The organism is Pseudoalteromonas sp. SG44-17 (assembly GCF_014164235.1).
Lineage (GTDB): Bacteria > Pseudomonadota > Gammaproteobacteria > Enterobacterales > Alteromonadaceae > Pseudoalteromonas > Pseudoalteromonas rhizosphaerae.
The window spans coordinates 45003-58866 of the sequence record NZ_JACJEV010000017.1 but is presented as its reverse complement, the minus strand read 5'-3'; the positions used below and the strand labels follow the sequence as shown (position 1 = coordinate 58866).

General features: G+C 41.2%; 10 protein-coding genes. 7 read left to right on the top strand and 3 right to left on the bottom strand.

Annotation, left to right across the window (positions count from 1 at the left end):
• Positions 1-28: 28 nt before the first annotated feature.
• A complete protein-coding gene (gene cysB, locus H5182_RS13125) occupies positions 29-1006 on the top strand; it encodes an HTH-type transcriptional regulator CysB (protein ID WP_145241047.1) in 978 nt (325 codons plus the stop codon).
• Between the two features lie 59 nt (positions 1007-1065).
• Here the strand turns inward: cysB and H5182_RS13120 are convergent, their stop codons facing one another.
• From H5182_RS13120 to pabB, 3 genes are all read right to left on the bottom strand, one after another.
• The gene (locus H5182_RS13120) at positions 1066-2442 is read right to left on the bottom strand and encodes an L-serine ammonia-lyase (RefSeq protein ID WP_145241045.1); all 1377 of its coding nucleotides are present in this window, start codon (positions 2440-2442) and stop codon (positions 1066-1068) included.
• A 99-nt stretch (positions 2443-2541) separates the two neighbouring features.
• Positions 2542-3135 (bottom strand): CoA pyrophosphatase, encoded by a 594-nt coding sequence (locus tag H5182_RS13115; RefSeq protein ID WP_310741347.1) that lies wholly within the window; start codon positions 3133-3135, stop codon positions 2542-2544.
• A gap of 5 nt (positions 3136-3140) precedes the next feature.
• A complete protein-coding gene (gene pabB / locus H5182_RS13110; RefSeq protein ID WP_182732308.1) occupies positions 3141-4487 on the bottom strand; it encodes an aminodeoxychorismate synthase component I in 1347 nt (448 codons plus the stop codon).
• 165 nt (positions 4488-4652) lie between these two features.
• On the opposite strand from pabB, the gene H5182_RS13105 reads away from it, so the two are divergent.
• The 6 genes from H5182_RS13105 (at position 4653) to H5182_RS13080 (ending at position 13788) form a co-directional block, all read left to right on the top strand.
• A complete protein-coding gene (locus H5182_RS13105; protein WP_145241038.1) occupies positions 4653-6179 on the top strand; it encodes a fumarate hydratase in 1527 nt (508 codons plus the stop codon).
• A gap of 401 nt (positions 6180-6580) precedes the next feature.
• Positions 6581-7621: a Glu/Leu/Phe/Val dehydrogenase gene (locus H5182_RS13100; RefSeq protein WP_182734943.1), complete on the top strand. Its 1041-nt coding sequence runs from the start codon at positions 6581-6583 to the stop codon at positions 7619-7621.
• A 93-nt stretch (positions 7622-7714) separates the two neighbouring features.
• Positions 7715-8350 carry a CatA-like O-acetyltransferase gene (locus tag H5182_RS13095; RefSeq protein ID WP_182732310.1) on the top strand — a complete coding sequence of 212 codons (636 nt, stop codon included), beginning with the start codon at positions 7715-7717 and terminating at the stop codon, positions 8348-8350.
• 175 nt (positions 8351-8525) lie between these two features.
• Positions 8526-11420 carry a ligand-binding sensor domain-containing diguanylate cyclase gene (locus tag H5182_RS13090; protein ID WP_182732311.1) on the top strand — a complete coding sequence of 965 codons (2895 nt, stop codon included), beginning with the start codon at positions 8526-8528 and terminating at the stop codon, positions 11418-11420.
• A 168-nt stretch (positions 11421-11588) separates the two neighbouring features.
• The gene (locus tag H5182_RS13085; protein ID WP_182760153.1) at positions 11589-12821 is read left to right on the top strand and encodes a M23 family metallopeptidase; all 1233 of its coding nucleotides are present in this window, start codon (positions 11589-11591) and stop codon (positions 12819-12821) included.
• 142 nt (positions 12822-12963) lie between these two features.
• Positions 12964-13788, top strand: coding sequence for a M90 family metallopeptidase (locus H5182_RS13080; protein WP_145241028.1), 825 nt, complete (start codon positions 12964-12966; stop codon positions 13786-13788).
• The last annotated feature ends 76 nt before the right edge of the window (positions 13789-13864 follow it).

The window sequence follows — 13864 nt, the reverse complement described above, 5'->3', positions numbered from 1 at the left end:
CAGTATAACTACACTAAAAAATGCAGCCATGAAATTACAACAACTCAGATACATCGTCGAAGTCCAAAATCATAAACTTAATGTTTCAGCAACCGCTGAAAGTTTGTTTACCTCACAGCCAGGTATTTCTAAGCAAGTACGTATGTTGGAAGATGAGTTGGGCGTGCAGATTTTTGGGCGAAGTGGAAAACACTTAACCCATGTTACCAGCGCGGGCACTGAAATAATTAATATTTCCCGTGAGATCCTTTCTAAAGTAGAGGGTATTAAAGCGGTTGCAAATGAGCATACACTACCTGATCAAGGTAAGTTGAATATTGCCACCACACATACCCAAGCACGGTATGCACTGCCAAGTGTGATCCAAGGATTTATGAAAAAGTACCCTGCGGTGTCATTGCACATGCACCAAGGTACGCCGCAGCAAATTTCTGATGCTGCTGCTCGTGGCGATGCTGATTTTGCAATTGCCACTGAAGCACTACATTTATATTCTGATTTAGTGATGTTACCTTGCTATCACTGGAATCGCAGTATTGTGGTGGCAAAAGACCATCCACTAGCTAAAAAAGCAGAGTCGCTAACCGTTGCCGATATTGCCCAGTATCCACTTATTACTTATGTATTTGGTTTTACTGGCCGTTCAGAACTTGATAAAGCATTTAATGCGCAGGGACTTGAACCACACATTGTATTTACTGCAACTGACGCTGATGTGATTAAAACCTATGTACGCTTAGGTTTAGGTGTGGGTGTTGTAGCATCAATGGCGATTGATCAAATTGCAGATACCGATTTAGTGTGTATTGATGCCAGCCATTTATTTGAAGCCAGCACCACTAAAATTGGCTTTAGAAAAGGCAGCTTTTTACGTACATATATGTATGATTTTATAGAGCGTTTTGCACCACATTTGACCAAAGAGCGGGTTGAGCGAGCGAGTTTACTACGTAATCAAGATGACGTAGATAAGCTGTTTGAAGATATAGAATTACCGGTTAAGTGACTTTAATCTGTTGAAAACAAAAAAGCCGCATATTGCGGCTTTTTTAATGACTATAAAACTTAACACTCAATTATATTTACCGCTAAGCCACCGCGAGCGGTTTCTTTATATTTAGTTTTCATATCGTTACCAGTATCAAGCATGGTTTTAATAACTTTATCCAATGATACTTTTTGCTCGCCACTACCACGAATAGCCAAACGCGATGCATTAATTGCTTTGATAGCTCCCATAGCATTACGTTCAATGCACGGCACTTGTACTAATCCACCGACAGGGTCACAGGTTAACCCTAAGTTATGCTCCATGCCAATTTCCGCGGCATTTTCTACTTGTAATACACTGCCACCGACAATTTCAGTCAGTGCACCAGCAGCCATTGAACATGCGACGCCAACTTCGCCTTGGCAACCAACTTCAGCACCTGAAATTGAGGCATTCTTTTTATATAAGATGCCAATTGCGGCGGCAGTTAATAAATAACGAGTTGCAATATCGCGGTCTATTTCTTTAATGAATGTGTGGTAGTACATTAATACCGCAGGTAAAATACCTGCTGCGCCATTAGTTGGCGCTGTAACTACACGGCCACCTGCAGCGTTTTCTTCATTAACAGCAAGGGCAAATAAATCCACCCAGTCCATTGCGCGAAGGGGGTCATTGCTGACTTCAATATTGAGCTTTAAGTACAGGCTAGGGGCGCGACGTTTTACTTTCAAACCACCAGGTAAAATTCCTTCGGTGCGCATACCGCGTTCAATACAGGCTTTCATTACTTGCCAAATATTGAATAGTTCATCTTTTATTTCATCTTCTGTGCGTAAGGTTTTTTCATTTTTCATCATCAAGCTTGATACGCTATAACCTGACTCCTTACACATTTCTAATAATTCTTTGGCACTGCCAAATGGAAAGGGGGCTGGGTTTTCTTCACGGACAGTGAGCGCAGCTTGTTTTTCGTTTTCAAATTCTTCATCGGTAACAATAAAACCGCCGCCAATTGAATAGTAAACTTTACTATGGAGTTTTTCGTCGCCTTTAAAAGCAATGATCTCCATTGCATTTGAGTGTTTTGGCAAAGTTTTACGACGGTGGAATACAATCGCTCCTTGTTTTGGAAACTTTGCTTGATGCACTTGATTTAAGTGGATCACTTGTTCATTTTCAATTTTAGCGAGAATATCGTCTACTAAATCGGCATCAATGGTTTCCGGATCATAACCCGCAAGTCCGAGGATAACTGCTTTGCCTGAGCCATGGCCGATACCTGTTTGTCCCAATGAGCCATATAGCTCAACTTTAATGCTGGTGACATCGGTTAACAAGTTTTGTTGTTGTAGTTCGTTAACAAATAAACGCGATGCGCGCATTGGGCCGACGGTGTGTGATGATGACGGGCCAATGCCAATACTAAACATATCGAATGCACTGATCATAATAACTTTACTCTACTTTTACTCAGCACGATTGCTGCCTTTGAACGGTCGCACATAATAACGCGTAATTGTACCCTTGTAACCCTTTGCAATAGAGATTTAAACTGGTATGGCAAGCTTTTTTATAAAGTTTTTTATAATGCTAGCAGTGGCTCCCCAAAGTAGTCCGTAAGGAGTTGAAAAACCTTGTAAAGTAATAGTTTTGCCAAAGCGATGAAAAGGTAAGGGTTGCCAATTGTTTACATCAGCGAGTGCGCTGATGGGCAGCAAAAAACTGGCGGCCACTTCATTTTGGTCTGCATGCCAATGTGTATCTGGGGCTAATACACCAACAAACGGTGTAATCGTAAAGCCGGTAAGAGTAGAGTAATCGCCTAATTGACCGATGACAGTGACATTTGATGGGGCGATATTTAGCTCTTCACTTAGTTCACGCAGTGCAGTATGGCGTAAGTTTGCATCGCTCAACTCATGCTTACCGCCTGGTAAGCAAATTTCCCCAGGATGGTGATTTAAGAACATTGGGCGTTTGCATAGTAATATGTGCGCGCTGTTATCTACATCAATCAGCGGTAACATAACGGCACTGGCTCGTTGAGGACGTTGTTTAAAATGTCTCTTATCAGCTGGCTGTATATACTCATTGGCAGGCGCAGTTAGCTGAAAACGAGCCATAAGCTGTTTGCTATTCACACAGGTTACTTCAATAAAGGTAAGATTTTATTTACTTTATCGTAAGTTTCTTGGTATTCCAAATCCACTTGTGAATCAGCAACAATGCCGCCGCCAGCCCAACAATAAATATGCTGTTTGTGACACACTAAAGTTCGGATGGTAATACTGGTATCCATATTGCCACAAGCGCTTAAATAACCGATTGAACCACAGTAAATACTGCGCCGATGCGGTTCTAATTCTTCAATGATTTCCATCGCACGAATTTTGGGTGCACCGGTGATTGACCCTCCCGGAAAAGCAGCATACAACTGATCAACCGCAGTTTTATCGTCAGCTAACTGCGCTGTCACGGTACTGACTAAGTGGTGTACTGCAGGAAAACTCTCAATCGCAAAGAGTGACGGGACTTGCACGGTACCAGGTTTGGCAACTTTACCTAAGTCGTTGCGCAGTAAATCAACAATCATCACATTCTCAGCGCGATCTTTCGCTGAATTTTGTAATCGAGTTGCTTGTAACGCATCTTCTTTTTTATCAAGACACCGTGGCAGCGTTCCTTTGATTGGCTTGGTTTCAACCTGATTATCATTAATGGCAATAAAGCGCTCAGGGGAAATAGATAAAATAGCGCCATCAGGATGATTAATAAAACTTGAAAATGGTGCTTTGTTAGCTTCGCGCAAAGTACAATAAGCATGCCACGGTGAGCCTTGATACTGCGCTGTAAAACGCTGTGCTAAGTTAATTTGATAACAATCGCCACTTTTTAAATATCCCTGAATTCTTGCAAACTTAGCGCTGTATTGTGCGCGGCTCATATTTGATGACCAGCCTCGGGTGATTTCAAATGGCGAGGTAATTGGAGAGGCGTGAGCTAACTCCTGTAGATACATTGCTGATCTATCAACATCAGGCTGTGCGACATAAAACCAACTGTGCAGCTTTTTATCATAGATAAGTGCATCCATATAGAGACCAATAGCTAGTTGTGGCATATCGATATCATCGATAGCTTGGCTGGGAAGTTTTTCAATGACTCGGCCAAGGTCGTAACCAAAATACCCGAGCCAGCCGCCACTAAAAGGTAGGTTAGGCTGAGTTTTACTGCTATCTAGAGTATTTAGCTGTGCTTTAATGATGCTAAAACAATCTTGTTCAGTTGCCTTGTCATCAATAAACGTGTGGTTATTTTTAACTTCTAGGCGCATTTTTGGCGCAATAGCAATCAGATCGTAACGACTATTTATATGGTCGCTGTTGGCTGAATCCAGCAGAACGGCATAAGGTAAATGGGCAAAATAGGCGAAAACCTCTAGGCAGTTGAGCGAAATGTCTAATTGAATACAGGTTTTTTGTTGCTTTATCATCTATTTTTTTACCCTGAAGAACTGGCTCGAAACGGGCTAGGAGGGTATCATAAGTTATAATTTTTTGGCAGCGTTTAGTGACGTTGCCTAAGCGCTGTACAAACCACCGTCACTGGTTTGGCCTAGTTTACGTGTTCTCACGTAAAGGTAATTTAAGGAACCCCTATGAGTACAATTCGTCAGCAAGACTTTATTGATAGCATTGAAGATGCATTGCAGTATATTTCGTTTTATCATCCACTTGATTTTGTTCAAGCGCTCGAAAAAGCCTATAACAAAGAACAAAGTAAAGCGGCAAAAGATGCCATTGCGCAGATTTTAATTAACTCGCGGATGTCGGCAGAAGGCAAACGTCCTTTGTGCCAAGACACAGGTATTATTACTTGTTTTGTGAAAGTAGGTATGGATGTTAAGTGGGACAAAACAGATTTAACCGTACAGCAAATGGTTGACGAAGGGACGCGTCGTGCTTATTTGAATCCAGATAATCCATTACGTGCATCTATTGTTGCAGATCCTGCAGGTAGCCGTAAAAACACCAAAGATAATACGCCTTCGGTCGTGCACATTGATTTAGTGGCAGGCGGCAATGTTGAAGTAATGGTGGCAGCAAAAGGCGGCGGCTCTGAAAATAAAAGTAAAATGGTGATGCTTAATCCATCTGATGATGTGGCTGAATGGGTCGAAAAGACCTTGCCGACCATGGGCGCTGGTTGGTGTCCACCAGGCATGCTAGGTATAGGTATTGGCGGAACGGCAGAAAAAGCCGCAGTAATGGCAAAAGAATCACTTATGGATCCAGTTGATATCCATGAGCTTATGGAACGTGGCGCAGAAACCACCGAAGAGAAACTTCGTTTAGAAATATTTGAGCGCGCAAATAAGCTCGGTATTGGCGCACAAGGCCTTGGCGGTTTAACAACAGTGGTTGATGTGAAAATAAAAACCGCACCGACTCATGCGGCCTCAAAACCTGTGGTTATGATCCCTAATTGTGCGGCGACTCGCCATGTACATTTCACATTAGATGGTTCAGGTCCTGCAAACTTAAAAGCGCCAAAACTTGAAGATTGGCCAGAAGTCACATTTGAAGTGGGTGAGGGCACGCGTCGTGTTGACTTAAATACGCTAACTAAAGAAGACACGCATGAATGGAAAATGGGCGAAACAGTATTACTGTCAGGGACTATATTAACTGGTCGTGATGCAGCGCATAAACGTCTGCAAGATATGATCAATTCTGGTGAAGGGTTACCTGCAGGTGTTGATTTTGATAATAAGTTTATTTACTACGTTGGCCCAGTTGACGCGGTACGTGATGAAGCAGTGGGCCCAGCGGGTCCTACAACAGCAACTCGGATGGATAAATTCACTGACATGATGCTAGAAAAAACCGGCATTATTGGCATGATTGGTAAAGCGGAACGTGGCCCTGCAACGGTTGAGTCTATCAAAAACAATAAATCTGTGTATTTGATGGCCGTAGGTGGAGCAGCTTATTTAGTATCTAAAGCTATCAAAAAAGCCCGTGTAGTGGCATTTGAAGATTTAGGTATGGAAGCTATCTATGAATTTGAAGTAGAAGATATGCCAGTCACTGTCGCAGTGGATAGTGAAGGCGCAAATGCGCATACCCAAGGCCCAGCAATTTGGAAAGCTAAAATTGCAGAGTTAGACGCTAAATTAAAATAAGTATTCGCTTTATTATGCGGTATTTGAGTTTTCTCAGATACCGCTTATCAGCTCTGACCAGTTGGATGTAAACCACCTAACCTCCCGCAAAGACCCATCATTACTCTCTTGTTGCTGTTTATTGCCTTGTAATTTAAACTTTACAATAATATTTAAATTGACGTTCACGTAAACGTTATCATGCTATATTTTTAGTTAAGTTAATTAACTATTCTAAAAAGTGACTATTTTTGAATTTAAAATGTTTAAAATTGCGATAATTTAGCTTGTTCATTACGGCGCCTGATATTGATAGGTTTTATCATCTCATATAGTGGCAAGCTGTAATATGAAGTGGTAGAGTCTCGGCAATTTCAGCGTGCATACCCTCTCACGGGTTACAAATTTCGGAGTAAGATAAAGTGGCTGTGTTCAATCGAGTTGATTTTGATAACCACGAACAAGTGGTTTTTTGTTCAGATAAAGAATCAGGCCTTCGTGCAATTATTGCCGTTCATAATACTAATTTAGGTCCTGCTGTTGGTGGTTGCAGAATGTGGGATTACGCAAGTGATGACGACGCTGTTGTCGATGCGCTTCGTTTATCAAAGGGTATGACCTACAAAAATGCGGTAGCACGTTTACCATTTGGTGGTGGTAAATCTGTGATCATTGGAAATGCCAAAGAAATTAAGTCTGAACAATTATTCCGTGCATTTGGTCGCCAATTAGAGCGCTTAAATGGTAGTTATTATTCCGCTGAAGATGTAAACATCACCTGTGATGATGTGGCTATCATGAATAAAGAAACTAACTATGTATTAGGCCTTGAAGGTAAAAGTGGTAACCCATCACCATTTACAGCGTATGGCACATTTTTAGGAATTAAAGCGGCGTTACAACATCAACGTGGTCACCAAGACTTGAGTGGCATTAAAGTGGCAGTACAAGGCTTAGGCGCTGTTGCTTATGGCTTGTGTAAACATTTGCATGACGCGGGTGCGACCTTGTTTGTAACTGATATCAACCAAGTGGCAATTGATCGAGTCGTGAATGATTTTGCAGCGACTGCTGTAGGCATTGATGAAATATACGACCTTGATGTCGATGTATATGCACCGTGTGCACTTGGTGCAACAGTAAATGATGCGACTATTCCACGCATTAAAGCGACAATTATTGCTGGTTGTGCAAATAACCAATTAGCCGAGTCTCGTCACGGTGAGATCATTCGTGAAAAAGGTATTTTATACGCACCAGATTATGTGATTAACGCAGGTGGTATTATTAATGTTTATTATGAAACAGCGCCAGAAGGTTACAGTGCTGAGGCATCAAATAAACATGTTGAGGGGATCTTCAAGACCTTAACTGAAATTTTTTCGCGAAGTGAGAAAGAGCAAAAATCAACGCATTTGATCGCAGACGAACTCGCACAAGAGATCATCAAAAACGGTTTATAATAAACGCGTTATAGGCGTGCAATTGCACGCCTTTACATTATTCAGTAAATCCCTCACGATACGGTCAACCTGACCTGTATAGTTTTTAAAGATATGACGCCCATCGATTTAGCCACATGGCCACGCGAACAACATTTCTCACTGTTTAAAGAGTTTACGCAACCCTACTTTAATGTATGTGTACAATTAGATATGGGGGCGCTGTATCAGCATTGTAAATCACAGCAATGCTCTTTTTTTCATGCCTATATCTATGCGACATTGCAGGCAAGTAATGCTTATCAACCAATGTTACTGAGGATCATTGACGGTGTACCTTGGCAACTAGCTGCTCAACGTGCCAGTGTTGTAGAGCTTGCTGATGATGATACCTTTAGGTTTAGCTACTTTTCACAACAAGCTACGTTGAACGACTTTCAAATACATGCAAACAGAGTTAGCTTAGCGGCAAAGCAACAGCCATTATTCTCAACTGCTTTTGCGCAAACCGAAGGTCAGACTGATTTGATCCATATTTCGGTTTTACCGTGGTTGAACTTTACAAGCTTCTCTCATGCACATACACAAGGTAATCATTTCGGCATTCCTAAATTAGTGTTTGGACAGTTTGATGCACAAAAAGGGACAATGCCTATCTCAATAGATGTGCACCATGCATTGATGGATGGTTTACATGTAGCGAAGTTTATTGAACAGCTGCAGCAGAGTATAGACGCTCTGTGTGCTTAGCGTGGCCGTAAACGAATTGTGTTATTTAGTTAATGAAAATAAAACTCAGACTATGTTAGTATAATTCATATACAAGAAAACATAATGATAGTTAACTACTGGAAAATCATTATCTATTTAATTTGCGTTCATGCTAAGTTGTTAGCTCGCCATAATTACGAAGGCGTTTAGTATAATGATTCGTTTAGGTCTTTGCTTTTTCTTTTTTGTTGTTTTTAGTTGCTTTGCTGCTGAGCAAACCCGCTTACCTCTTAATGACTACTTTGCTGAAACCTGGAATACCCGTTCTGGTTTGCCTCATAATAGTATCAATAGCGTGGTACAAACAAATGATGGTTACGTGTGGATTGCCACTTGGGAAGGATTAGCCCGATTTAATGGCCGAGAGTTTAAACTGTTTACACGTACGGAAATAACTGGTTTACCAGATTCTGGTTTACGTAGTTTAGCCCCACAAGCTGATGGCGGTCTATACATAGTGGGCGCTCGAGGGGGGATCAGTCATTTATATCAAGGGCAATGGCATGCCAAGCCAAATGCGACTGCGATGGTAAATCACGTATTAAAAACGCCTTCAGATGAAACTTGGTTAGCCCTTGAGGGCCAAGGTGTTGTATATCGAGAGTTTGATAGTGCGCCGGACACGGCGATTTTAGAAAACCTCAGTGCTTATCGTCTAATAGAAGACAATGCAGGTATTATCTGGGTTGCAACCAGCAATGGCTTGTATCAAATTAATAATAAAACAGCGCGTTTAATTACTCCCGATTCCGGTTTACCACAAAGCCCAATATACACCTTGTATTTGACCCGCCAAGGTGAGCTCATAGTAGGCAGTGAACAAGGTGCATGGAAACAGGTAAACAATCGTTTTATCAGTATTCATGCTCAACTTAAAAATGAGGCTATCTCAAGTATTTTACAAGATGACCATGATGATCTTTGGTTTGGTACGATCAATAAAGGGGTGTTTCGATTAAGCCCGTTAGGACTTGAACAACTTGATGCTGACGCTGGTTTACCTGCAAATCGGATTTTATCGTTATTACAAGATCGTGAAAATAGTATTTGGGTTGGCACAAATGGCGGTTTATACCGATTGCGTGAAGCCGCTTTTTCGACTTGGACCACAAAACGAGGGTTGACAGGCGATTATGTCCGTACCGTGTTGTCGCATTCTGATGGTAGCTTATGGGTAGGCAGCAGCCTTGGTTTAAATCGCATTGAAGATAATAAAGTAAACACATTCCCTCCTGCTTATGGGAATGATCCGTTATCGGTTTTAAGTTTAGCCGAAGATGCGCAAGGTCAAATTTGGCTCGGGACCTATACTTCAGGTTTGATGCGGATTATCAATGGTAAAGTTTATCCTGTTCTGGATCGTCAAAATGGCTTAGCCAGTAATGAAGTTAGGGCGTTGTTATTTGATAGTGCAGGGCGCTTATGGGTGGGAACTGCAGCAGGTTTGACACGAATAGACGTGGATGGCTCTCTGAAGCAGTTTTCAAGTACAGATGGTTTACCTGGTGATTTTATTATAGCCCTTAGTGAAGACAATTATGGCAATGTATGGATTGGAACCGGCGTTGGAGTAGCATCTTTTAGCCCAAATTTAGAAAAATTTACGGCTAAAGTGTTTCCTGCCCATTTTGATGCTGAATATGCTTTTGGTTTTTATGCTGAATCTGAATATATTTGGATGGCGACAGACCGTGGTCTTGTCCGGTGTCATATCCCAACTGGAGAAATGAGTATTCTTGGGCGTGAACAAGGCTTGCCAGTTGATAAGTTGTTTCAAGTTGTGGCACAGGGAGATTCGTTTTGGTTATCTAGTAATCGCGGTGTGATCCAAGTAAATCAAAAACAGGTCAAACAGCGGCTAGCGCAGTTAGCACAAAATAATGCGTTGCCAATCCAGTATCAGCTATATGATGAAGGAGATGGCATGCTAAGCGCTCAGGCTAATGGCGGGTCTAATCCTTCTGCAGTGCTGCACAAAGATGGCAGTATTTGGATTGCTACAGCGCAAGGGGCAAGTACTATCGTCCCTGAACGATTAAAGCAAGCTACAAAGAAAACATTACCGACAATTATTGAGGCAATGTATGTAGATGGCAAAATGACCCCCTTGGTGCAGCAAGATGAAGAAATTATTTTACCGCTTGGTGTTTCGCGGCTCTCTTTTCATTATGCTGGCCTAAGTTTTATTATGCCTCATCGGTTGAATTACCAGACCCAATTGACTGGTTATAATAATGTGTGGGTTAATCGTAATCAATTAACCATTACGGAATACACTAATTTACCACCGGGAAAGTATACTTTTAAGGTACGTTCGGGCTACCCTAATGGGCAATGGCAAAATAATGATAAAACCTTAACGTTTGTGATTCAGTCATATTTTTGGCAAAAAACTACTTTTAAAATAATGGTTTTTATCGGTTTATTAGCATTAGTCTACGGGCTTTATAGATACCGGCTTTATCATTATAAAAAAATAGAGATAGAGCTGATTAAGCGGGTTGAGCAACAAACTAATGATCTGCAACAACAAACAGATGCCTTTGCTCATCAAGCAACCCATGATCAACTAACTGATTTACCAAACCGTCGTGCCTTTGACTGTTGGCTTGCGGACAATTTTGCTGATTTTAAACAGCATGGTTCACCTCTCGCTATTGCGATTATGGATATTGATCATTTTAAGCGAATTAATGATGGGTGGTCACATATTGTTGGCGACCGTGTAATTTGTGTGGTTGCTCATATGCTAGGAGAGCTCAATGAGAGTGATGATAGTCAAGTTGCTCGCTGGGGAGGTGAAGAATTTACATTACTATTCCCTCATAAAACCGCGCAACAAGCCGCTCAATTATGTGAAGAATTACGTGTGCAAATTGCAAACTACGATTTTTCAAACATCGCTAGCGGGTTATCGGTAACGGTTAGTTTTGGAGTCGCTGATTCATTGGCAGTTAATGACTATGACAGGTTACTGGCGCAAGCTGACCAGGCGCTTTATCAAGCAAAAAGTAATGGGCGAAATCGAGTCGAAGTTATAACACTCTAAAAGTTATAGTAGAGTATTTGGGAAAACACGCTACAGGCCATTGCTTTTCGGGTACATAATATATACTAATACATATATTAAAACATTTTATTAACATTTAATTGGGTTTGATGCTATACCTTTTGTTCCCACTTTGGGGTCTTTTGATGTGAACAGAAGGAACAAAAGATGAAAAGTAAGATGATATATGTAGCATTAGCAGGTGTTTTAGGTGTGTCGCCAGCGGTGTTTGCACAAGGCCATAAGCAGAATTATTTTAACTTTACTGCACAGTCCATTGAGTCACTTAAGTTAACCTCCTTGGTGGCTGTGGACGATACTCAGTTTGTGTTCAATAATGACTTGTTGCGTGAAGATTGGGATAATTTCTTTGCTCTGCATGCGCCAGTACTGGAAGATAAAAAAGAGCGTGTTTTGCACTGGGCAGGTTATACAAGTATCAACCCTAAAGTTATCTTAGCCTTGATTGAGCTGCAAAGTGGCTTACTTTCTGATCCTGACGCAGATCTTAATAATGCTTTTGCAGGTTTATCGGACGAACACGGTTTTGATGCCCAGCTTGAAGATGTGGTAATGATGTTATGTCAACGTTTTTATGCATCTAAACAGTGGCAAGATAGCCAAGCCTCCTCGAATACATCGAAGTATGCGGGCGAGGAAATCACGAATAGAGTCAATACCAACAGCAGTACTGCAGCGACAGTAGCATTGGTCAGTGTTCTTAAAAAACAAGCATTAAGCAAAGATAATGTTAATTACGCTAAGAGCGATCTGACCGGCTTTTTAGCGACGTTTGAGCGTCTATTCCCTGATAGTCGCGCTCAGTTACAAAGATCCTCTAAAAGTGCACTACAAAGTAGCAATCAGCAGTTTGCTGCGGCTAGTTTTTCAATGAACTTACCATGGTCATCAGGTTATTATTGGTACAGCGGTGGGGCTCACTCTAATACTGGCTCTGGTTATCCATATTCATCGCTTGATTTTAATAATGGCTCTGGTGGTTGGGGCGCAAATACACCATATGTTCAAGCGGCGCATGGTGGTACTATCACACGTTTTTCGTCATGTAATATCAGCGTAACGCATTCGAGTGGTTATTCAACCAACTATTATCATATGTCTAATCTGCAGTATAGTAGCGGTGATTTTGTGCAGTCAGGTGCATGGCTCGGTCGTTATGCGAACAATTATTACCAAGCACTATGTGAAGGGGGACAATCATCAGGTCCTCACGTGCATTTTACTTTGTTGTATAACGGCCAGCAGGTGTCATTACATAATCAATATATTAGTGGTCATCGTATTGATGTCGGCAATAGCAACTACGATGACAATTGTAATAACTTTTACTTTGAACGTAATGGTTACCGTACTTGTGCTTGGGACCGTTTATATCGTTAATATAATTGATTTTACGAAATAATATAGCTGACCGTCTATAACATAGTTATGGGCGGTTTTTTTAGCTGTTGCTAGGCTAGATGATTGAATTTTATCCTCACAGGACATATTAATAAGCTACACCTGTTGATAGGACCTTTTAATGGTAAATGGATTATTAATATTTGCGCTGATTGCGTTTGTAGTTGTTTATTGGCGTTGGCCGGTTATTCAAAACCGCTTGTGGCAAAAAAAGTATCAAGATTATCGTTTAGATGAAAAGCAAAAAACATTATTGTTACGGTATATGCCTATCTATCAAAAAATGACGGATGCTGATCGGGAAAAATTAGAGCGTCATATTGTCTGGTTTCTAAATGAAAAACGCTTTATTGGTTGTGATGGTTTAATTCTTAACGAGAGTATGAAGTTAATAATTGCTGCGGATGCGTGTGTGTTGGTGCTTAATAAACCATGGCCACTTTATCAAAATGTGAAAGAAATTTTGCTGTACCCAAGTGCTTATTACGCGCCGCAGACATCTCGTGATAGTGCCGGATTAGTAAGCTATCATAATACTGTTCGTCAAGGCGAGTCATGGCCTGGAGGGACTTTAGTGCTGAGCTGGCACGATGTGCTTGAAGGGAACCGCTTACCCAGTGACGGACATAATTTAGTGTTTCATGAATTTGCTCACCAACTCGATCAAGAAACAGGTAAAACCACAGGCACGCCTATATTAGCTAAAGAAGTAGATTATAAACAGTGGGGGCGTGTTTTTAGCCGCGCTTATAATCAGTTAAAAACGCATGTTGCGTATAATATGCCGCATGTTATTCATAGTTATGGTGCAACAAATGAAGCCGAATTTTTTGCCGTGATCACCGAAACTTTTCTCGAAAAGCCCAGTGAGCTGCGCCATTATGATCCTGAAATATACAGTTTATTGGTCGGCTATTATCAGTTTGATCCAATAAAATGGCATTAACCGCCAAATAACGACGCTTTATCAGATATCGCTGGTAAGTTGCTGCCGTTTTTGTTGCAATCATGTTTATAAGATG

What these genes read in the sequence shown, in the direction of transcription:
- cysB (WP_145241047.1), top strand. Translation starts at nt 29, where the DNA reads ATGAAATTACAACAACTCAGATACATCGTCGAAGTCCAAAATCATAAA.
- H5182_RS13120 (WP_145241045.1), bottom strand. Translation starts at nt 2,442, where the DNA reads ATGATCAGTGCATTCGATATGTTTAGTATTGGCATTGGCCCGTCATCA.
- pabB (WP_182732308.1), bottom strand. Translation starts at nt 4,487, where the DNA reads ATGATAAAGCAACAAAAAACCTGTATTCAATTAGACATTTCGCTCAAC.
- H5182_RS13105 (WP_145241038.1), top strand. Translation starts at nt 4,653, where the DNA reads ATGAGTACAATTCGTCAGCAAGACTTTATTGATAGCATTGAAGATGCA.
- H5182_RS13095 (WP_182732310.1), top strand. Translation starts at nt 7,715, where the DNA reads ATGACGCCCATCGATTTAGCCACATGGCCACGCGAACAACATTTCTCA.
- H5182_RS13090 (WP_182732311.1), top strand. Translation starts at nt 8,526, where the DNA reads ATGATTCGTTTAGGTCTTTGCTTTTTCTTTTTTGTTGTTTTTAGTTGC.
- H5182_RS13085 (WP_182760153.1), top strand. Translation starts at nt 11,589, where the DNA reads ATGAAAAGTAAGATGATATATGTAGCATTAGCAGGTGTTTTAGGTGTG.
- H5182_RS13080 (WP_145241028.1), top strand. Translation starts at nt 12,964, where the DNA reads ATGGTAAATGGATTATTAATATTTGCGCTGATTGCGTTTGTAGTTGTT.